We start from the raw sequence: 22,613 nt of genomic DNA, 5'->3' as shown, positions 1-22,613 counted from the left end.
GTTGCTGATCATTGAAAAAGGCCAACAGATATGATAGAATTAGGCTGAGAATTAGTCGTAAGTCATAAAAATATTTGAAAATTCATAAAATATTCATAAACTATACAGGCGTTTTTAGAGTGCTGTGCTTGCTGGTTTAAATTATGGATTATGAACAGGGGTATGAAGCATATGAGTATGTACAAAGTGACGTTTCGATTTGAAAGCGGTGAAAGTGTGGAAACTTTTGCTACGCTCGGTGAAAATCTTCTGGAGGTGGCACGAAAGTCGAATGTGGCCATAGATGCGCCATGTTCCGGCAACGGATCCTGCGGAAAATGCCGGATTCACCTTCGAAAAGGAAACTTAAGTTCTAAAAAAACAAGGCACATTTCCGAAACCGAATTTGAAGAAGGATGGAGACTGGCCTGTTGCAGTACAATTATTGAAGACGTGGAGATTGGTGTTCCGGATATTGCGTCTGCATACAGGAGCAGAATGAAAGTTGCAGACCTGAGCTCAACAGATGAAGTAAAAATCTTTGAACATGCAAAGCATCAGGTTGAAGAAGCAGGTATTCCATTGAAAAATACTATGCGGGTAGTGGAGATTTCCATGAAAGCACCTGATTTGGATGATACAATGCCTGACAATGAAAGATTTGAGCGTGCTTTAAAGCAGCAAGTGCATTCAGATATAGCCCGGATTCCATATTCTGTATTAAAGAAAATGCCGGATGTTTTCAGAAACAGTGGATTTCAGGTGAAGGCGGTAATACGGCAGACAGAAAGAGACGTATTCGTATATGATATTTTAGGTGCAGATGAAGAAGCTGTGATTGGCGGCCTGGTGGTAGATATCGGGACAACTACAGTATCGGCATTAATCATCAATATGGAGAGTGGTGAGGTACTGGCAAAGGCATCGGCAGGAAATGGACAAATCCGCTATGGAGCAGACGTGATTAACCGTATTATTGAATCTCAGAAGCCGGGTGGTAAAAAGAAATTACAGAAGGCAATTATAGAAGAAACCATAAACCCTATGATTTTGCAGATGTGCAGAAGTATTGGATTTCATTCCAGACATATTTATCGTATGTCAGTTGCATCCAATACAACCATGAATCATCTTTTGATGGGAATTGATGCAAATTCTTTGCGGATGGAGCCATATATTCCTACATTCTTCAAAACGAATGCACTGTTTGCATCGGATATCGGTCTGGCCATTCATCCGGATGCTCATATCATACTGGCTCCTAATATTGGCAGTTATGTGGGTGGTGATATCACGGCCGGTACATTTGTGAGTATGATCTGGAACCGCCCTTCCTTCTCTTTGTTTATCGATTTGGGAACGAATGGAGAATTGGTATTTGGAAATTCGGATTTTCTTATGAGTTGTGCCTGTTCGGCCGGACCTGCTTTCGAAGGAGGAGATATCAGCTGTGGAATGAGGGCAACAGATGGTGCGGTTGAAGCCTGCAGAATTGATCCGGTCAGCATGGATCCGGAATATCAGGTGATTGGAGAGGCAGGAACAAAGCCTGTCGGTGTCTGTGGATCCGGAATCATTGACTTGATTAACGAACTGTTTCAATGTGATATGATTTCTCCCAAGGGTAAGTTTATTCGTGAGGGAAGACGCATTCGGCACGATAAATATGGCATGGGAAGTTACGTGCTTGCTTTTGAGGAAGAAGCAGGATCTGAAAAAGATGTGGAGATTACAGAAGTTGATATCGATAATTTTATTCGTGCTAAGGGAGCTATCTTTTCTGCAATTCGAACCATGCTGGATTCCCTTGGATTTAATGTGTCCATGATAGAAGATGTGTATGTTGCCGGAGGAATCGGCAGCGGAATCAATATGAGGAATGCAGTGAATATAGGTATGCTGCCTGACATACCGATGGAGCGTTTCCACTATATCGGAAATTCCTCTTTGACAGGTGCATATACGATGCTTCTGTCCACACAGGCAGAGAGAAAAACCTATGAGGTGGCACGAAATATGACTTATCTGGAATTATCTACGGTGCCGACCTATATGGATGAATTTGTAGCCGCCTGTTTCCTGCCGCATACGGATTCGACCCTTTTCCCCTCGGTGGAGCATCATAAGATGAAACAGGAGAACTAATATGGATTTTGGATACGAAAAGGACAGTAAAGAACGTCTGCCCTTTGAACATTATTTGAAGGTTTATCAGGATTTAAAGCCAGAAGAGATCAGTCAGCGGACAGGTATACCATATGATAGTGAAACCTCCACATTCAGACTTCGTCTGATGGGAGTTACCTATAAGATCACCCATCCGGATTATGTAGTTACCCATACGGATGGGGAGAAAATCGGCTGGTTTCCTCTGGAGCAGAAGACGAATGCACGGATACTTGTGCTTAGGTTTCTGACTTCGGGAACGGCGGCACCCTCCTTTGGAAAATTCCTTACATATAGGGAAATTCCGTGGGGCGAGGTGTATTTTAAACAGTTTCATGGCCGCTGCATCCTTCGATTAGCATACGGCTTTGGAAATAGAACGGAGCAGTTTGAGGCAATAATGGACAAAATCGGTGGAGAGAAGCTTGATATCGGTGATGCATCCTATGAGTTTGAATTTTTAAATGAATTGCGGCTCCGTATGATTTTATGGGCAGGAGATGATGAATTCCCCCCCTCTGCCCAAATTCTTTTCTCTGATAATTTTCCTGTGGCTTTCAATCAGGGAGAGGATATGGCAGTTGTTGGAGATGTATCCATTGATATGCTGAAGGAACTGCAAAAAGCGCTGTGAAAGTTATTGCAAATAGTAGAGTAAGTATTGCGCGTAAAGTGTCTTGAGGATGGGAAGTTGCCTGAGAACGAAGGAGATTAATTCCACGATGCAATGCTGCGTCCGCTACTGCATTAAAGAGATGTTACTCCCTTTGGTGTAGTAAACTACTATTACCAAAAAAGGGAGGTTAAATTAATGAAAGATCATCAAAAGACAAGTTGGGATGTAAGAACATTAGTTTTTCTGGGAGCTCTGGTTGCGATGCACCTGGTGTTGACCCGGGTATTTGTACTGGAGCTGGGATTCGCAAGAATTTCACTTGGAAGTGTATGTACAATTCTGGCAGGACTTTGGTTCGGGCCGGTGGCAGGAGCCGTAGTGGGATTTACTGCTGATATTGTTGGTTGTTTCATGAAGGGTTATGCTGTTAATCCGCTCATTACACTTGCTGCTATACTATGGGGTGTAATACCGGTATTGTTCAGACCTTTATTTTTGAAAGGGAGCAGGGTAAAAAAGAGCATGTGGCTATGTGCCGGGGTGACACTTGCCTCTGTAATAAGCTCATTGGGACTTACCACCGCAGGTCTGGTGTTGTTTAATGGCTTCAATTTTTTTGCAATTATGCCTGCGCGTATCATTCAATTTTGTGTTATGACAGTAGTATATTGTGTAATTACGAACCTTCTTTTCTTCAGTCCTGCGACAAATGTGATACAGGGATTGCAGAGGCACAAAATGCGCAGCAATCCGTAGGTATGCCGCATCATGCCCCAGAACCTTAAAAAAGTAAATATAGTATAAGAGTCGGGAGAGAAAACACCCGGTTTTTATAGAAAAAATGGCACTTTGCCAAAAAGATTCTTTATAAGGAGGAGTTGTTATGGGATTCAAAACAGACATTGAAATTGCTCAGGAGTGTGAGATGCAGCCGATTACAGACATCGCTGCAAAGGCAGGTATTGATGATAAATATCTGGAACAATACGGAAAGTACAAGGCGAAAATCGATTATAACTTATTAAAGAATTCCGATGCTTCTGACGGTAAACTTATTCTGGTTACGGCAATCAATCCCACACCTGCCGGTGAAGGAAAAACCACAACTACCGTTGGGTTGGCTGATGCCATGCAGAAACTTGGCAAGAATGTGATGGTTGCTTTAAGAGAACCTTCACTGGGACCTGTTTTTGGGGTCAAGGGAGGTGCTGCCGGAGGCGGATATGCACAGGTTGTTCCCATGGAGGATATTAACCTGCATTTCACAGGTGATTTTCATGCAATCGGTGCGGCAAACAACCTGTTGGCTGCCATCGTAGATAATCATATTTTCCAGGGGAATGAGCTGAACATCGATCCGAGGAAAATCACCTGGAGAAGATGCGTTGACATGAATGACCGTCAGCTTCGAAATGTAGTGGATGGTCTTGGCGGAAAATCAAATGGTACGCCCCGGGAGGATGGCTATGATATTACCGTGGCTTCCGAAATTATGGCTGTGTTGTGCCTGGCAGATGATATCCTGGATCTGAAGGCAAGACTGGCAAGACTTGTCGTAGGATACACGTATGGCAAGGTTTCCGAACAAAAACCTGTTACAGCGGGAGATCTTCATGCAGAAGGAGCTATGTGCGCATTGCTAAAGGATGCGTTGAAGCCGAATCTGGTACAGACGCTGGAGCATGTACCCGCGATTGTCCATGGCGGACCATTTGCAAATATTGCACATGGCTGTAACTCCGTAACAGCTACAAAGATGGCGTTGAAATTGGGTGATTACTGTGTTACAGAGGCAGGCTTCGGTGCTGATCTGGGAGCAGAAAAATTCCTGGATATCAAGTGCCGTATGGCAGGCTTAAAACCGAATGCAGTTGTAATCGTGGCGACTGTCCGCGCACTGAAATACAATGGCGGTGTGCCAAAAGAGGATTTGAATAATGAGAACCTGGATGCTTTGGAAAAAGGTCTTCCGAACCTGCTGAAACATGTAAGCAATATCAGAAACGTATATCACCTTCCCTGTGTTGTGGCTATCAATGCATTTCCTACGGATACCAAAGCAGAGCTGGATCTGGTGGAGACAAAGTGTAAGGAACTGGGTGTAAATGTTGCACTTTCCGAAGTATGGGCAAAGGGCGGCGAAGGCGGAATACGTCTGGCAGAAGAAGTTGTCAGGCTTTGCGAAGAAGACAACAGCGGGTTTACCTTCTCTTATGGCCTGGAAGGCAGTATCGAAGATAAGCTGAATCAGATTGTACAGAAAGTATATGGTGGAAAGCGTGTTGTATTAACAGCTGCTGCGGCCAATCAGGCAAAGCAGCTGGAGGCTCTCGGATATGGGAACTGTCCAATCTGTGTAGCTAAGACACAGTATTCCCTGACGGATGACCAGACAAAGCTGGGTGCTCCCACTGACTTTGAGGTAACTGTTCGTAATCTGAAGATTTCAGCAGGAGCAGGATTTATTGTAGCCTTGACAGGAGAAATCATGACGATGCCGGGACTTCCAAAACGCCCGGCGGCAGAGCGGATTGACGTGGATGAAAACGGTAAGATTTCAGGTCTGTTTTGACAGGAGATATTGGCTGGTGGGGTGCTGTCCGCATACCCACCGGTTTTAAGGAGGAGACATATTAGATGGGATTTTCGGAAGTATCTTGTAGGGAATTTGTAGATGCCTTGAGCTCCAAAGCTCCGGTTCCAGGCGGCGGCGGCGCTTCCGCACTGGTAGGTGCGGTAGGTATGGCACTTGGTAATATGGTGGGAAGTCTTACTGTTGGTAAAAAAAAGTATGCCGATGTAGAGAGTGAGATGTATGAACTAAAGGCAAAGGCGGATCAGCTCCAAAAGGATCTGCTTCGATTGATTGAGCGTGATGCGGAAGTGTTCGAGCCTTTATCCAGGGCATACGGCATGCCGCGTGAGACAGAAGAGCAACGGCTTAATAAAGCCAGAGTGATGGAAAGTGCACTGAAAAATGCCTGCTCCGTTCCTATGGAAATCATGGAAAAGAGCTGTGAGGCAATAGAACTTATGGTGGAATTCGGTGCTAAAGGTTCCACTTTGGCAATCAGTGACGCAGGTGTGGGCGCAGTCTGCTGTAAAGCGGCCTTAAAAGGAGCCAGTCTGAATGTCTATATTAATACAAAATCAATGTCGGACAAAGCATATGCCGGAAAACTGAATGAAAAGTGTGATGCAATGCTGGAAAAATATTCGAAAATTGCAGATGACGTATTTGAAAGTGTATTGAACAGGCTAAAATAAGATTAGGAGAAGAGTAAAATGGCAAAACAATTACTCGGTAAAGAAGTAACCGCTGCATTAAACGAGAAGATAAAAGTACGTGCAGCCGGGCTGCAGGAGAAAGGAATCACACCTACTCTTGGCATTATCCGTGTAGGAGAGAATGGAAGTGACATCTCTTATGAGAAGGGAGCAACCAAACGCTGTGAAACTCTTGGCGTATCATATGTAAAGTTTTTGCTGCCTGAAGATGTTTCTGAAACAGAATTGCTGGAAGTCGTTGATAAAGTAAACAAGGATGATACGATTCATGGCGTATTACTATTTCGTCCCCTGCCAAAACATCTGAATCAGACCTTAATTGAGAATGCGCTGGATCCTGCAAAGGATGTGGATTGTATGACGGACGGTTCTATGGCAGGGGTATTTACAGGAAAACAGATTGGATTTCCACCATGTACAGCACAGGCCTGCATGGAAATCCTGGATCATTATGGGATTGACTGCACTGGTAAAAAAGCCGTAGTGGTGGGCAGAAGCCTGGTAGTAGGAAAACCGGCGGCTATGATGCTGATAAAGAAAAATGCCACAGTCACGATCTGCCATACAAGAACTGAAAACATGCCATCTGTGGTAAGAGAGGCAGATATAATAATCGTGGCTGCGGGGCGTGCAGGTGTCGTTGATGATACATATTTACGTGCCGGACAGACTGTGATAGACGTGGGAATCAATGTCAATGAAGAGGGAAAACTCTGTGGGGATGTGGATTTTGCCAGAGCAGAGCCGATTGTTGATGCGATTACACCTGTCCCGGGAGGGGTCGGAAGCGTTACAACCTCTGTATTGGTTGGGCATGTAGTTGAGGCGGCGGCAAGGAAAACTACTATATAGTACAGCTATATGTTAAAGAGGGGGCTTCTCGTGAGAAACTCCCTCTTTCGATACTATGAAACTCCGGATTGCTCCGCACTTCGTGCTCCCACAATCCTGGTATCATCATTCTATTTTGAAAAACAGATTTTACTGTACTTCTCAATTTCTTCGCTAGTAGTTTCGTATACACCGGGGAAAGTGCTCATTGCCAGGCCCTGTGAGGCACTTGGAATAAAATAGTTCTTACCGTTTTCATCGCAGGCGCGTTTCACTTCTTTGGCAATTGCTTCCCTGGTCCAGCCTTCATAGTCAATTTTTGCGCTGTCAATTCCGCCCATAAATGTAAGCTGTTTTCCGTACTTTTTTATCAGATCCGGTATATTATTGGTAGTCATAACACCCTGCCAGATATTAATTCCCATATCGATCATATAGGGAACCAGAGTTGCGGCATAGGAATCCGAGTGGTGTACGATTAATTCGGCGCCATTCTCCTTATAACATCCGTATATCTGCTTATAGGCCGGAAGCAGGAATTCCTCGAACATAGCAGGAGAAATGAAGGTAGAAGCCTGACTTCCCCAGTCATCATGATGGAATACTCCATCGGGCTTCATATGTTTACAGATATCTTCTGCGAGCTCCAATTCCCATTCGGTCAGATACTTTATTAAATCCATCATGCACTCAGGTTCTTCATAGAAGTTCATTAATGTATTCTGTATTTCTCCAAGAAAATGTGTCATCTCAAAGATGCCGGGTGCTACGAAAGGAAGAACAAAATATTCATCTCTGTCAATCTCTTCCACAACTTTTAAGAAAGGTTCCCACTCTGCATCCGAAAAGGTGGCACGAGGTTTCTTAACATAATCTTTCCAGTGTGTAATGTCTTTAATTACAATTTTGTCAGGTGTATGTACCGGGAATTGCCCAGGCATTCCTTCCGGCCAGGAAAGAGTAACTCCCCAGGCATTTACAACATTGGGTCCACCCGGATTTGGCATTGCCGAAGTACTCATAAACGGATGAAATACAATCTGGAATGCTTCGTATTGATTGACGAAACGGTCCGGATTTCCTCCCTTCATGGTCTCAATCAAATTCTGCTTTTTAGTTAACATATGTTTCCTCCTCCACAATTGAAATAGTTTCCGCTATGTATATTATTATATATAATAAATGCATAAAATACAATGATAAATACACGAAATCGGGACGAAACATACAGAGATTAAAATGTAAGAAAAAAATTTATCAGCAAAAATACCGACCCTTAATAATGAAAATACAGAGTAATCCAAAGAGACATAAAGGCAAAACAGTCATAATTTGCTTCAAAAACACATATAGTGTAGAAGTATATTGGAAAGGACAGGGATAAAGGATATGGATGCATTTGCTGTTTACAAAGATATACAAGCCCGTACCAAGGGGCAGTTCCTGGTTGGGGTTGTAGGTCCGGTGAGGACCGGTAAGTCTACATTTGTCCGCAGATTTCTGGAAATACTGGCATTGCCTATTATGGAAGAGAGCAAGCAGGCCGAAATCAGAGATCAGCTTCCGCAAAGCGGATCGGGTAAATTAATTACAACGGTTGAGCCGAAGTTTATTCCCAAAGATGCCATGGATGTTGACCTGGGTGATGATATAAAGATCAAGCTCAGATTAATTGACTGCGTAGGATTTCTGGTGCCTGATGCACTGGGAAATATGGAAAATGAAAAAGAACGTATGGTTAAAACTCCCTGGTTTGAAGAAGCGATACCCTTCCGTCAGGCAGCGGAGATCGGGACAAAAAAAGTTATATCAGAACATTCGACAATTGGCCTCCTTGTAACTACGGACGGATCTTTTGGTGAATTACCAAGACAAAATTTTGTAGCGGCTGAAGAGAAGACTGCTTCGGAACTGAAAAAACAGGGAAAACCCTTTTTGATTTTATTAAATACAGTGCGCCCTTATGGAGAAGATGCCCAGAAGATGGCAGGGGAAATCAGTAATAAATATCAGGCAGACTGTATTCCTGTGAATTGTGATCAGTTAAGAAAAGACGATATTGTTAAGATTCTGGAACATATTCTTTATGAGTTTCCTGTACGTCAGGTTGAGTTTTACATACCCAAGTGGGTGGAATTGCTGCCACTCACAAATCCGGTGAAAAAGCAGATGGTCGATAAGGTCAAAGAGATGACCGGGAATATTCGGTGTGTACGGGACATAAAGCGTGATTCCATGCAGATGGACAGCGAATACGTAAAGGATACCTCTTTGGTAAATCTGGATTTGTCCACAGGTATCGTTAAGGTACGGATTGATATGAAAGAGAAGTACTACTATGAGATGATGAGCCAGATGACAGGAGTTCCTATTGAGGGAGAATATGATTTAATGCATACGCTTAAGGAACTTTCTAGGATGAAAGAGGAGTACGTCAAAGTGCAAAATGCACTGGAATCTGTGCGTGGCTGCGGATATGGTGTCGTGATTCCCGATAAAGAAGAAATCAATGTGAACGAGCCGGTGGTAATTAAACAGGGGAATAAATTTGGTGTTAAAATTAAATCCACCAGTCCATCAATTCACATGATAAAAGCCAATATTGAAACAGAGATTGCGCCAATTGTAGGTACGGAACAACAAGCTGAGGATCTGATTGCATTTATTAAGGAAAGTTCCAAACAAGAAGAAGGTATCTGGGATACGAATATATTTGGCAAGTCTGTGGAACAATTAATAGAGGATGGAATAAAAACAAAAATCGCCCAGATCACTGAGGACAGTCAGGTTAAATTACAGGACTCGATGCAAAAGATAGTGAACGACAGCAAGGGTGGCATGGTGTGTATTATCATCTAGTATAGCCGATCATAAATACCTTTCTGCTTCACTGGTCTGAATTCCGCGATAACCGCAATGTCAAAGCCTCGCCGTAGCCGCTACGGCTATGTTTTGCCATCACGGTTCTCACGAAATCATCCTCATTGAATCAGCAGTTATTTAATGTCGCCTATACCAGTACACGAAAGTCTTATTCGAAAAAGCACTTGAAAATATATCCGAACAAGGGTATAATCTAGAGTAGAAAAAGGAATAAATTGAAGAATTACAGCGAAAAATCATTCTTTTTGACTGCTGTGAATTTCAGTCGTAATTACCTGAAATGTGCGATACTCCTATTATTTTGAACCTACATTTACTTTAAAAGGGATGCTTATTATTGAACTGTATATGTCAAGCCACCCTGGAAACAGACGTCAGTGGAAGACAAAAGCAGGTTCTGCGGCTGCCCACCTGGCTTCGGCTAGGAGTCAAAATATAGGAAACGGCATTTCGGGGTTACAGATGAAAAGAGGGGGCCGATGCATGTAGCAGAAGCCCCTTAAATTTTGCATAAAGGAGAAGGAACAAAGCTATGGTGAAAAAAGAATTCGGAACAACTCCGGAAGGAGTACAGGCATCTCTTTATATATTAAAAAACAGCCGGGGGGCCATGGTCAGCATTTCAGATTTTGGTGCTCTTTTGGTTTCGGTAAAAGTTCCTGATAAAGATGGAAAAAATAGAGATGTAGTTCTGGGATATGATGATATTAATGAATATTTGAAGGGGAGCTGCTTTTTTGGAGCTGTAATCGGACGCAGCGGCAACAGAATTGCGAATGCATCATTTACATTGAACGGTGCAGAGTATCACCTGGCGGCCAATGAAAATGAAAATAATCTTCACAGCAATCCCCAAGGATATGAAAAAAGATTATGGTCTGTTGCAAACGTTACAGAACAGTCAATTACATTACATATGTTAAGTCCGGATCAGGACCAGGGATTCCCGGGGAATTTTGAAATCTCAGTTACCTATACACTAACAGAGGATAATCGTGTGAAAATTCATTACCATGGAATCTGTGACCGGGATACGATTGTGAATATGACGAATCACAGTTATTTTAACTTGGAGGGTGAAGATAGCGGAGTATCTATAGAACACCAGATGCTGACGCTTCATGCTGATGCCTATACTCCGGTAATTGATTCAAAATCAATTCCCACAGGGGAGATAGCATCCGTAAAAGGGACACCGATGGATTTTACTTCACCGAAGACAATTGGACAAGATATTGATGCAGATTTTGCTCAGCTGAAATATACCGGGGGTTACGACCATAATTTTGTGTTAAGCAATACCGGCCGAGTGGAAGAGATGGCAGTGGCCAGCAGTGAAAAGTCCGGAATATGCATGAGGGCATATACAGACTGTCCGGGAGTACAGTTCTATGCAGGAAACTTTATTACAATGCAGAAAGGGAAAGGAGATTCCAGCTATAAGAAACGCAGTGGCTTTTGTCTGGAGTCACAGTTCTACCCCAACGCAGTAAATACACCTGAATTTCCATCTCCTGTATTAAGAGCAGGGGAAACATATGACTCTATAACGATATATAAGTTTGAGGTCATGTCCGAACTATAACCTGGCATGCGCCAGGTATTGACCAAGCCGAATTTACATATAATAGAAATATGAAGATGAAATGGAGAAATATCATATTATTGTTTTTATGTATTGCTGGTTTGTTCTATACTGCCCGTATTCCGGGAAGTGTCAGGACTTCCGCAAACCATGTTAAAGCGGATGTTCCTGTCCGGAAAGTGACGGAGAACCAGAATCCGGCGCCTAAAGAGAATAATCCGGATGGGTCCGGCCAGAATACTGAAAATGCCATGGTAATTCCGGAAAATCAGAATACCGTAGATACAGATACAGGTGGGGATAATAAAAGTGTTCCGGAGCAGACAATCCGGGTTCTTATTAAAACACAGGATTTTTCCGGAGAATATCACCCTGATGCTACGCTGATTTGTAACAGTAATACTACTGCTCAGGATGGTCAGGTGAGCTTTCAGGCCGGTGAGACCATTCATCTGGACAATGCCAGTGGTCTTTTTGACAGTGAAGGGGCACTGAAATTGATTCCCGAAGATGAAAATGCCGGATTTACCATAACATCCATCAAACGTGAACAGGGGATTCCCACGTATGAGGGAAAGCTTGAGATTTACCGCTCCGGAGAAGGACTGCTGCTGATTAATGTGCTGAGCCTGGAAACTTATCTCAAGTATGTGGTGCCCAGTGAGATGCCTGCAAGCTATGAGACGGAGGCATTAAAAGCTCAGTCCGTCTGTGCCCGGACTTATGCTTTGAAGCAGATACAAAAAGGATCCTTACCGCAGATGCATGCGGATGTGGATGACAGTGTATCGTTTCAGGTATACAATAATATCCCAAGGCAGAATTCGACAGATCAGGCAGTGGATTCCACAAAAAATCTGGTGATGATGTATAATGGAGAACCAATTACGGCTTACTTTTTTTCCACATCCTCCGGTTCAACCAGCACCAATGAGGTATGGGATGAAAATCCGGAACAGTATCTTCAATGTGTAAATACCGGTGATCTGGAGAGCTCGGAACCATGGTTCCGATGGAATGTTACACTGCCAATAGACTATTTAAATAATCAGATTGCCAAATACGAAATCGGTACTTTACAGGGGATTATGATATTAAAAAAAAGTGCCGGAGGGGCAGTCGACGAATTGAAACTGGTGGGTAGTCAGGGAGAAAAAACCCTGGATAGTGAGTATACAATCCGTCAGGTATTTTCCACAGAGGGGATACCGGTCAACAGGCAGGACGGAACTACAACCACAGAAATGAATCTGATGCCCAGTGCGTATTTTACCTGTACGCCAATTTATGAGGAGAACCAGGTGACAGGATATCATTTTGAGGGAGGCGGTTATGGTCATGGTGTGGGCATGAGCCAGAATGGTGCTAATCATCTTGCAGCACAGGGAAAGACATGGCAGGAAATCCTGAGCTATTTTTACAAGGAAATTGACCTGTGCCCGATTGTATGATATGATTTCAAAAAAGAATTGCCGGGAGGGGCATTGGATGAAGAAACTGATAAAAGATGTTCTGGGATTCATGAACAGAATGAATGAAGATAATGTTGGGGCGTTTGCGGCACAGGCGGCCTTCTTTATTTTGCTGTCCTTTATTCCCATCCTTTTGCTCCTGATGACACTGATACAGTATACCCGGATTTCCAGGGATGTAGCGGCTGCATCACTGATGCATATTGTTCCGGTGGAATTTAAAACTCTGGTATCCGGGATTATTACAGAGGTATATGAAAAGTCAACGACAGTGGTTCCTGTGACGGCTGTGGCTACATTATGGTCTGCGGGAAAAGGAATTAATGCACTTACGAATGGTTTTAACAACGTTTATCATGTTAAGGAGACACGTAATTACATCAGTGGAAGAGTCCGTGCGGCATTTTATACCTTGGTGTTTGTTGTAGCGGTCATTGCTTCTCTGGTTTTGATGGTATTCGGAAACACGATTCAAAAGGCACTTGTGAAGTACCATCCTGTATTCGCACAGATCACTTCCTTTATTCTCGGCATGCGTACGATGATCATGATTGTGGCACTGATGCTGGTATTTCTGTTTTTATATAAATTTATTCCAAACAGAAAAGCCTCCTTCAGAAGCCAGCTTCCGGGTGCTATGATTTCTTCGGTAGCCTGGGCAATTTTTTCACTTGGATTTTCCATTTATCTGGAGGTGTTTCCGGGTTTTTCCAATATGTACGGGAGTCTTACAACAATTGTAATAGTCATGCTGTGGATGTATTTCTGCATGTACATTATTCTGATTGGTGCAGAGATCAACGCCTACTTCGAGGACAGGCTCAGAAGTCTTCATGATGCGGCCCGGCAGCGGATTCGGGAGGAATATCAAAATCTGATAGACGCTAAAGATTCGGATGATAATTAAAACAAACGGTTGCACACATTCACCGGGTGTGGTAAAGTATAGATAAAATTTCTATATCTGCCATGCCCGGCATGTCTTTTATTTTCCCATAATACAAGTAACTGAATAAAAGAACAATATACCAGGAGAAAACACATATGAAAAGACGAATGGTTTTTATTTTGATGTTTCTGTTATTGTGCGGCCTGATTCCGGAATCAATGGTAGTTTATGGTGACGTTGCCAAGTCAGGCAGTGCAGGTATCATAACCCGGGGAGAGCGGATTCCTTATCCAGAGGCCATGGGAGGCGGATGGGCTACATTCTACTACTATCTGGACGGGAATCTCGTGTATTGTCTGGAGCCGCCGAAAAGCAGTCATCCCAGTGGAACAGAGCTGACAATTAATCCTTTGGCGGGGAATGAACAGCTTGCGAAGGCGTTGTATTATGGCTATGGCGGTCCGGAGGACTGTACGGATGCCTTTATGGGCTGGGCGGATACAAGTCTTCGGTATCTGTTTACCCATATTGCAGCTTCATACGCTTATTGCGGCTGGGATGCATTTAAAGGTTGTACACAGGAACAATTGGAGGCTTGTGGGGTCTGGAGCTATATTCAATATCTGGATGCCCTGCCGCCTGTTCCGGATGTATCACTTCAATTCACAAATTCTGATTTAAAAGCTTATCTGGATCAATCAATACAGAGAACAGAAGCCATAACACTTAATGGTGATTATCGAAACTCTGTTCAGATAACACTTCCCAAGGGAGTTACACTTCATAACATCACCCAAAACACAACAACTGAAGATAAAGCGGTTCTCCATGGCGGGGATTCCTTCTACGTTTCTGCACCATTAACGATGACTGGGGGCTACCAGAGCGGAGCACTGTATGGCAGTCTGGATAATAGCTGGAAAATAATTATAACATCGGATGGGGGTACAGCACAGACGATGGGCGGAGTTATGGTATTTAACGAAGAGCCGGAGTTGGTACAGCTTTCTGTCAGCTGGCTGGAGATGACACAGGTCGAACTGGTTAAGACAGATGCCGAAACAGGGAATCCGCTCGGAGGAGCAGTCTATGGAATCTATACGGATGAATCATGTCAAAATCTTTTAATGGAGCTGAATCCTACAGATCAAGAGGGAAAAACTTCTTCAGGCATGTTTGTCTGCAGCCAGTCATATTATTATGCAAAAGAAATTCTTGCTCCGGAAGGCTATGTTCTGGATACACAGGTATATACAGTAAATACTTTTCCGGGAAAAGTCAGCCAAATTCAGGTAACAGACCAACAGAAGCGGGGAAGAATCGAAATCCAAAAGCATGGTGAACAACTTTGCACATTTGGGAAGGATTACCTTTATGAAGACAACACACTGGAAGGAGCAAAGTTTCAGATTACAGCAGCTGAGGACATCTATAGACTGGCTCATCAGACCGGAGACGATAAAAATCGCACTTTTGCTGAATATAAGGGTAAAAAGCTGATGAAAGGTACAGTACTTGACACGATTACAACGGATCAGAAGGGAAAGGCTGAGATATCGGAACTCCCTCTTGGACTCTATCAACTGGAAGAAACAGAGGCTCCGGAAGGGTTTGTGCGGTTAAAAGAACCTGTGATACTGGAAGTAAAGGCCGGTGCTCAGGAAGAGCCTATTGCTATTGTTTCTTATGACTGTTCAAATGAACGTCAAAGGGTCAGTCTTTCGTTGGAAAAAAGTGATAAAGAGAGTGGGGAACTTCTGGAAGGTGCGGTTTTCGGAGTCTACGCAGATCAGGATTATAAAGATGCCGGAGGAAACATTGTGATTAGCAAAGATACCCTGATTCAGCAAAAGACAACGGATAGGGAAGGTAAACTTCAGTTTGATGCGGATATGCTTCCGGGACAGTACTATGTTTGTGAAATCGAAGCACCAAAAGGTTATAAAAAAGACGAAACACATCATCAGGTAAATCTGACAGGAGAGCAGACTGAAGAAGTGATAGAGGTGCATCTGGAGATTAAGAATGAGCAGGAAGAGGTACCGGAGATTACTTCCGTACCAACCGAAACTCCAAAGGAGACACCTTCCGCGACAAAGCGTGAGCCGGTTAAAACCAGTGATACAACGAATCATATGGCTGCTGTGTTGACCTCCGTTTTAAGTGCAGGATTTTGTATCGGATTTATTGTGATCAAACTATTTCAGAGAAAAAAACATTCCACTGACTGTTAAAATGTGTTATGCTATTGTGCAGACAGGAGGTAGGTGGGATGACTGAAGAGTCAGGCTTAATAATCATTTTCTTTATTATACTCTTTGTAGCAGCAGCTTATGCGTTTGTTCAGAATAACCGTGCCCGTAAGCACTTTTTGCTCAGGCAGATTCAGAAAGGATGGGGGACACTCCCCGAACGGGAATATAGTTATGAAGAGTTGGAGAGTATATCCCAATATGCGAAACGTATACGTAAAGATCAATTCTATATTGATGATACAACTTGGAATGATTTGGATATGGAGAGCATTTTTCTTCTTTTGAATAACACGATGTCATCCTGTGGGGAGGATTATCTTTATGCCAGCTTAAGACTACCCAGATTTGACAGAGAAACACTTGAAGAACGCGAACGGTTGGCGGAGTTCTTTCGTACGCATGAGACGGAACGTGTTGCATTACAGAAGATCTTTGCAAAAATTGGAAAGATAAAAGATATATCAATTACAGAGTATATTTACCGCATCGGTGAGGTAGAGCGTAAGGGCAGGGGAAAGTACATTTTATTGGCTTTACTGTCTTTGGTTTCTATTGTGTCGCTGTTTATACAGCCATTGTTTGGTGTGGTATTCTTTCTGACGGTGACTGCTGTTAACGTCTTTATTCATATGAAAGACAGTGTGGCAATAGAGCCATATTTTGCAAGTCTGTCCTGTATTCTCAGAATTTTATATGCCTCTGATCCGCTGAAGAAATTAAGGATTCCGGAGATTGAAGGTTATCTGAAGCGGATTGAACAGGATGCGGTATCCATGAAAGGAATTAAAAAGAAGGCCAGAATGCTTACAAATAAAAAGGGAATGGAGGATTTTATTGCCCTGCTGGCCTCCTATGTCAATAGCTTTTTTCTATTGGATTTTATCCAGTTTTATGGAGCCCTGAACGAATATGACGGCCATCAAAAGGAAGTGGAAGAGCTGATCGAACAAATCGGGATTCTGGACAGTGCCATAGCCATAGCTTCCTTCCGCGAGTACCTGCCCTTCTATACAGTGCCTGAATTTCGGGCAGATCACGAGGTGTCGATGGATGTGAAAGACCTGTACCATCCGCTTGTATCCAATCCTGTTGCCAACAGTATTTCGGTATCAGGAGGAACGCTGGTTACCGGTTCCAATGCATCAGGTAAATCCACCTTTTTGAAAAATATCGCAGTTAATGCCATTCTTGCACAGACGGTTCATACCTGTGTGGCCTCAGCATATTATGCAAATATGTTTAAAGTGATGACGTCTATGGCACTGCGGGATGATCTTCAGGGCGGAGAAAGCTATTACATTGTGGAAATTAAATCCATCAAGCGGATACTGGATGAGGCAAAAAAAGGAACTCCTATGCTTTGCATCGTGGATGAAGTGTTAAGAGGAACCAATACAATTGAGAGAATCGCAGCATCTTCCAGAATCCTTTATACACTGAATCAGCCGCATGTGTTGTCATTTGCTGCGACACATGATATTGAATTATCCTATATACTGGAAGAAATTTATACAAATTTTCATTTTGAAGAAGAAATTTGTAAAGATGATGTGAAGTTCAATTATCTTCTGATGCCGGGAAGAGCGACCAGCAGAAATGCAATTGCACTGCTGGAGATGATCGGTTATGATAAAGGGCTTATAAAGGATGCCAGAGAGGCGGCAGAGGACTTTGAGACGAAGGGTGTATGGGGAAATCTGGAAGGAAGGAAAGACTGATGAAAGTAAATATATATACAGATGGAGCTGCAAGAGGAAATCCGAACGGACCAGGCGGATATGGATGTGTTCTGCAATATACCGATAAGAATGGAGTACTTCATGAACGGGAGTTTTCACAGGGCTATATCAAAACAACCAATAACAGGATGGAGTTAATGGCCGCTATCGTGGGTCTGGAGGCTCTGACACGTCCCTGTGAGGTGGAGTTATATTCGGATTCAAAATACGTAGTAGATGCATTCAATCAGCACTGGATTGACGGATGGATAAAAAAGGGCTGGAAGCGTGGGAAGAATGAGCCGGTGAAGAATATTGAACTCTGGCAGAGACTTCTGAAAGCTAAAGCACCTCATCAGGTTCGGTTTCACTGGGTAAAAGGGCATGATGGACATGAGATGAATGAACGTTGCGACCAGCTTGCCACATCTGCAGCAGATGGGCAGAATCTGATCGAGGATCAGGCATAAGCCCAACTTTCTTTACGATAGGTGCTTGACAAACAGGAAGCTCTTTTGTATACTTGCTGATATAATGAAAAGCGAAGATAAGACCAAGTAACTGAAAGGGTAAACGGACAGAAAGCTGCCGGAGGATGAGAGGCGCACGTGGAACTTTTAGTGAATACCTCTTGGAGCTGCGCACTGAAAGATCTTTGAATCCCGTAGGCTGCGACGTGTTGACGGACGTTACAAGCGTCAGGGTATGCCGGTGAAGCATCAACAGCACGGAAGTACCCGCTGAGACGACTGCCGCGAGGCAGTTGTGAATTTAGGTGGTAACACGGAAGCTTCAGGCTTTCGTCCTATTTATGAGGACGGAAGCCTTTTTACTGCCAAAGTATGCAGGAAAAGCCGCCAGTGGCGGATTTTGCAAACTTTTTCCCGGGCAGAATATATCGTCCCGTCCTCACAGACAGAAACATCTGCTAAATTAACAATGATTAAAAGGAGGAATAACAGGAATGGGAATTTATGAAGAACTGAACGAGCGTGGCTTAATTGCCCAAGTTACGGACGAAAAAGAAATCAAAGAATTAGTGAACAATGGGAAAGCAGTATTTTATATCGGATTTGATCCAACCGCAGACAGTCTTCATGTTGGACACTTTATGGCTTTGTGCCTTATGAAGCGCCTGCAGATGGCGGGAAACAAGCCGATTGCCTTGTTAGGTGGTGGTACCGGCATGATTGGAGATCCTTCCGGAAGAAGCGATATGCGTCAGATGATGACAGTAGAAACCATACAGCATAACTGTGACCGGTTTAAAGAGCAGATGAGCCGGTTTATAGATTTCTCTGAGGGGAAGGCACAGCTTGTCAATAACGCCGAATGGCTGACCAATTTAAACTATATTGAGTTTCTTCGGGATATAGGACCTCACTTTTCTGTCAACCGTATGCTTACAGCGGAATGCTATAAACAGAGAATGGAAAAGGGTTTAAGTTTTCTGGAATTTAATTATATGATTATGCAGAGCTTTGATTTTTACCAGTTATTCCAAAACTACGGCTGTAATATGCAATTCGGAGGTGACGACCAGTGGAGTAATATGCTGGGAGGAACAGAATTGATTCGCCGTAAGATGGGTAAGGATGCTTATGCTATGACTATTACGCTGCTGCTGAATTCTGAGGGAAAGAAGATGGGAAAAACCCAGTCCGGTGCTGTTTGGCTGGATCCGGACAAAACTTCTCCATTTGATTTTTATCAGTACTGGAGAAATGTGTCTGACGCTGATGTCTTAAAATGTCTTCGTATGTTGACGTTTCTCCCTATTGAACAGATTGATGAAATGGATCACTGGGAAGGCAGCCAGTTAAATCAGGCAAAGGAGATTCTGGCTTACGAACTGACGGGTCTGGTTCATGGCGAAGACGAGGCGAAAAAGGCCGAAAGCGGATCCAAAGCATTGTTTGCGGGCGGCGGAGATTCGGAACACATGCCGACAGAAGAATTGTCAGACGAAGATTTTAATGAGAACAGTATAGATATCATCACACTGCTTCAAAAAGCCGGTCTGGTTGCAAGCAGAAGTGATGGAAGACGTGCGGTTGAACAGGGAGGCGTAACTCTGGATGGAGAAAAAGTAGTGGATATCAGATATACTCTGACCAGAGATGATTTTGGCGAGGAAGGCATCATTGTACGAAAAGGTAAGAAGAAATACAAAAAAGTTTGCGTCAGATAAGGACTTGTGATATCATGAATGGTAGCTTTTAGCGAGTTTTAGGAGGAACAGTCGTGGAAAAATATGGCGTGAATGATCTCAGAAGAATGTTTCTGGAATTCTTTGAGAGTAAAGGACATCTGGCAATGAAGAGTTTTTCTTTAGTGCCGCAGAATGATAAAAGCTTATTGTTGATTAATTCAGGTATGGCTCCGCTGAAACCATACTTTACGGGAGCGGAGATACCGCCGAGAACCCGGGTTACCACTTGCCAGAAGTGTATCAGGACCGGTGATATTGAAAATGTTGGAAAGACTGCACGTCACGGAACTTTTTTTGAGATGCTTGGGAACTTTTCTTTTGGAGACTATTTTAAACACGAAGCAATCCGATGGTCCTGGGAATTTCTGACGGAGGTAGTAGGCCTTGATCCGGACAGGCTGTATCCTTCCGTGTATCTGGAAGACGATGAGGCATTTGATATATGGAACAAGGAAATCGGCCTTGCGCCGGAAAGAATTTTCCGATTTGGAAAAGAGGATAATTTCTGGGAGCATGGATCCGGTCCCTGTGGCCCCTGCTCCGAGATTTACTACGACCGTGGAGAGAAGTATGGCTGTGGGGAGCCGGGCTGCACAGTTGGATGTGAATGTGATCGGTATATGGAGGTCTGGAATAACGTATTTACACAGTTTAACAATGATGGAGAAGGGAATTATACGGAGTTAGAACAAAAGAACATTGATACAGGGATGGGACTGGAGCGCCTGGCTGTCGTTGTTCAGGATGTGGATTCTCTCTTCGATGTGGATACCATAGAGGCGCTGCGGAACAAAGTCTGTGAAATTGCGGGAGTGATTTATGGTACCGACCGTGAAACAGATGTGTCCATCCGCCTGATTACAGATCACATCCGTTCTGCAACATTTATGATTTCGGATGGAATCATGCCCACGAATGAAGGACGCGGCTATGTACTCCGCCGTTTGATCCGTCGTGCGGCCAGACACGGCAGGCTTCTTGGAATCAGTCATCTGTTTCTTGCAAAGCTCAGCGACTCTGTTATCCAGGGCAGTAAGGATGGATATCCGGAATTGGAAGAGAAAAAGGATTTTATCTTTAACGTATTAAATAACGAGGAAAAACAGTTCCATAAGACGATTGATCAGGGACTGCGTATTCTAAGTGAGATGGAAGAAAAACTGACGGCCGAAGGAACAACCACCTTAAGTGGAGAAGATGCATTCAAATTGTATGATACCTATGGATTCCCTGTGGATTTGACGAAAGAAATTCTGGAAGAAAAGAACTACAGAATTGATGAAGAAGGTTTCAGAAAATCTATGGACGAGCAGCGTACCAGAGCCAGGTTGGCCCGTGAAACAACCAATTATATGGGAGCAGATGCTACTGTCTATGATCAGATTGATCCTTCGGTCACAACGAAATTTGTGGGCTATGCTCACCTGACATTTACATCCAGAGTTACAGTTCTGACGACAGAGACCGATTTGGCAGATGCATTGATGGAAGGTCAGAAAGGCACTATTTTTGTAGAGGAAACCCCCTTCTACGCCACCATGGGCGGACAGATTGGTGACTGTGGTACCATCAGAACAGATAATGGCATCTTTGAAGTAGAAGAAACCATCAAGCTTCTGGGTGGAAAATACGGACACGTAGGCGTTATGAAGAGCGGCATGATTTCTGTTTCAGACATTGCAGTTCTGGAAGTTTCGACGGAAGCCAGACGTGCAACGGAGCAAAATCACAGTGCAACGCATCTCTTGCAGAAAGCCTTGAAAAAGGTTCTGGGCGCTCATGTAGAGCAGAAAGGTTCTCTGGTCACACCTACCAGGCTGCGTTTTGACTTCGCACACTTTGCTGCTATGACGGCGGAAGAGCTGGACCAGGTGGAAAAGCTGGTGAATCAGGAAATTCAGGCACAGCTTGAAGTAAGCACCGACATCATGGGAATTGAAGATGCAAAGAAATCGGGAGCCATGGCTCTGTTTGGTGAAAAATATGGGGACAGCGTCCGCGTTGTATCCATGGGAGACTTTTCAAAGGAACTCTGCGGCGGTACACATGTTCATAATACCGGGGAGATTATACTGTTTAAGATTATCTCAGAATCGGGAATTGCAGCAGGTGTCCGTCGAATTGAGGCATTGACAGGCAACGGTGTTATCGCATACTATAAGCAGCAGGAAGGATTGCTGGGTCAAGCTGCAAGAGAACTGAAGTGTAATCCTTCGGAAGTGGCCGAAAAGATCACTCATATGCAGGCCGAGTTAAAAACTCTGAACAGCGAAAACGAATCTTTGAAGAGTAAAATCGCACAGAACTCCATGGGGGATGTCATGAATAAAATCCAGGAGGTAAGCGGCATAAAACTTCTTGCGGTATCCGTTTCCGATGTGGATATGAATGGCCTTCGCGATTTAGGAGACCAGTTAAAGGATAAGCTTGGCGAAGGGGTTGTGATTCTTGCGTCAGCCAAAGAAGGCAAGGTCAGTCTGCTTGCCATGGTGACCGATGAAGCTCAGAAGAGAGGAGCTCATGCAGGAAAGTTCATCAAGGAACTCGCGTCGGTAGTCGGCGGAGGCGGAGGCGGCCGTCCCAATATGGCACAGGCAGGGGGTAAGGATGCTTCTAAGATTCCAGATGCAATTGCAAAAGCAGCGGAAATTTTGAAAAAGCAGATTGATTGAGCTAAGTGCCTTTATCAAAAAAAAGAGTTGACGAATTTGAAATATCT

General features: G+C 43.7%; 16 protein-coding genes, 1 other RNA gene and 1 riboswitch. Of the genes, 16 read left to right on the top strand and 1 reads right to left on the bottom strand.

The window, feature by feature from the left end; all coding sequences use genetic code 11:
* The first annotated feature begins 177 nt into the window (after window positions 1–177).
* The 6 genes from acsV (at window position 178) to KNL20_RS08175 (ending at window position 6,901) form a co-directional block, all read left to right on the top strand.
* On the top strand, window positions 178–2,124 hold the full coding sequence (gene acsV, locus KNL20_RS08200) for a corrinoid activation/regeneration protein AcsV (RefSeq protein WP_230400072.1): 1,947 nt from the start codon (window positions 178–180) through the stop codon (window positions 2,122–2,124).
* A 1-nt stretch (window position 2,125) separates the two neighbouring features.
* Window positions 2,126–2,779 (top strand): DUF3786 domain-containing protein, encoded by a 654-nt coding sequence (locus tag KNL20_RS08195; RefSeq protein WP_230397297.1) that lies wholly within the window; start codon window positions 2,126–2,128, stop codon window positions 2,777–2,779.
* Window positions 2,780–2,793: 14 nt separating this feature from the next.
* Window positions 2,794–2,889: riboswitch (THF riboswitch) on the top strand.
* A 67-nt stretch (window positions 2,890–2,956) separates the two neighbouring features.
* Window positions 2,957–3,517: a folate family ECF transporter S component gene (locus tag KNL20_RS08190; protein WP_230397296.1), complete on the top strand. Its 561-nt coding sequence runs from the start codon at window positions 2,957–2,959 to the stop codon at window positions 3,515–3,517.
* A 127-nt stretch (window positions 3,518–3,644) separates the two neighbouring features.
* A complete protein-coding gene (locus KNL20_RS08185; RefSeq protein ID WP_230397295.1) occupies window positions 3,645–5,333 on the top strand; it encodes a formate--tetrahydrofolate ligase in 1,689 nt (562 codons plus the stop codon).
* A 65-nt stretch (window positions 5,334–5,398) separates the two neighbouring features.
* Window positions 5,399–6,028 carry a cyclodeaminase/cyclohydrolase family protein gene (locus KNL20_RS08180; protein WP_230397294.1) on the top strand — a complete coding sequence of 210 codons (630 nt, stop codon included), beginning with the start codon at window positions 5,399–5,401 and terminating at the stop codon, window positions 6,026–6,028.
* 18 nt (window positions 6,029–6,046) lie between these two features.
* The gene (locus KNL20_RS08175; RefSeq protein ID WP_230397293.1) at window positions 6,047–6,901 is read left to right on the top strand and encodes a bifunctional 5,10-methylenetetrahydrofolate dehydrogenase/5,10-methenyltetrahydrofolate cyclohydrolase; all 855 of its coding nucleotides are present in this window, start codon (window positions 6,047–6,049) and stop codon (window positions 6,899–6,901) included.
* Window positions 6,902–7,011: 110 nt separating this feature from the next.
* Here KNL20_RS08175 and KNL20_RS08170 read toward each other — a convergent pair whose 3' ends face one another.
* The gene (locus KNL20_RS08170) at window positions 7,012–8,004 is read right to left on the bottom strand and encodes a uroporphyrinogen decarboxylase family protein (RefSeq protein WP_230397292.1); all 993 of its coding nucleotides are present in this window, start codon (window positions 8,002–8,004) and stop codon (window positions 7,012–7,014) included.
* 265 nt (window positions 8,005–8,269) lie between these two features.
* On the opposite strand from KNL20_RS08170, the gene spoIVA reads away from it, so the two are divergent.
* From spoIVA to alaS, 10 genes are all read left to right on the top strand, one after another.
* The gene (gene spoIVA / locus KNL20_RS08165) at window positions 8,270–9,739 is read left to right on the top strand and encodes a stage IV sporulation protein A (RefSeq protein ID WP_230397291.1); all 1,470 of its coding nucleotides are present in this window, start codon (window positions 8,270–8,272) and stop codon (window positions 9,737–9,739) included.
* 293 nt (window positions 9,740–10,032) lie between these two features.
* Window positions 10,033–10,224, top strand: a non-coding RNA gene (gene ssrS / locus KNL20_RS08160) — 6S RNA.
* A 71-nt stretch (window positions 10,225–10,295) separates the two neighbouring features.
* Window positions 10,296–11,348 carry an aldose epimerase family protein gene (locus tag KNL20_RS08155; protein ID WP_230397290.1) on the top strand — a complete coding sequence of 351 codons (1,053 nt, stop codon included), beginning with the start codon at window positions 10,296–10,298 and terminating at the stop codon, window positions 11,346–11,348.
* A gap of 56 nt (window positions 11,349–11,404) precedes the next feature.
* A complete protein-coding gene (locus tag KNL20_RS08150; RefSeq protein WP_230397289.1) occupies window positions 11,405–12,799 on the top strand; it encodes a SpoIID/LytB domain-containing protein in 1,395 nt (464 codons plus the stop codon).
* Window positions 12,800–12,836: 37 nt separating this feature from the next.
* The gene (locus KNL20_RS08145) at window positions 12,837–13,727 is read left to right on the top strand and encodes a YihY/virulence factor BrkB family protein (RefSeq protein ID WP_230397288.1); all 891 of its coding nucleotides are present in this window, start codon (window positions 12,837–12,839) and stop codon (window positions 13,725–13,727) included.
* Between the two features lie 137 nt (window positions 13,728–13,864).
* Entirely contained in the window at window positions 13,865–15,943 is a 2,079-nt protein-coding gene (locus KNL20_RS08140; RefSeq protein WP_230397287.1) for a SpaA isopeptide-forming pilin-related protein, read from the top strand.
* Between the two features lie 38 nt (window positions 15,944–15,981).
* Window positions 15,982–17,682 (top strand): MutS-related protein, encoded by a 1,701-nt coding sequence (locus KNL20_RS08135; protein WP_230397286.1) that lies wholly within the window; start codon window positions 15,982–15,984, stop codon window positions 17,680–17,682.
* On the top strand, window positions 17,682–18,152 hold the full coding sequence (gene rnhA, locus KNL20_RS08130) for a ribonuclease HI (protein WP_230397285.1): 471 nt from the start codon (window positions 17,682–17,684) through the stop codon (window positions 18,150–18,152). Before KNL20_RS08135 ends, rnhA begins: the two co-directional genes overlap by 1 nt.
* Window positions 18,153–18,646: 494 nt before the next feature.
* Entirely contained in the window at window positions 18,647–19,873 is a 1,227-nt protein-coding gene (gene tyrS, locus KNL20_RS08125) for a tyrosine--tRNA ligase (protein ID WP_230397284.1), read from the top strand.
* 53 nt (window positions 19,874–19,926) lie between these two features.
* Window positions 19,927–22,566, top strand: coding sequence for an alanine--tRNA ligase (alaS, locus tag KNL20_RS08120; RefSeq protein ID WP_230397283.1), 2,640 nt, complete (start codon window positions 19,927–19,929; stop codon window positions 22,564–22,566).
* Window positions 22,567–22,613: the final 47 nt, after the last annotated feature.

The sequence above is a fragment of the Novisyntrophococcus fermenticellae genome (assembly GCF_018866245.1).
In the GTDB taxonomy this organism is placed as follows: Bacteria; Bacillota; Clostridia; order Lachnospirales; family Lachnospiraceae; genus Novisyntrophococcus; species Novisyntrophococcus fermenticellae.
Note: the sequence above shows the minus strand (reverse complement) of the source record. Positions and strands in the feature narration are given on the sequence as shown.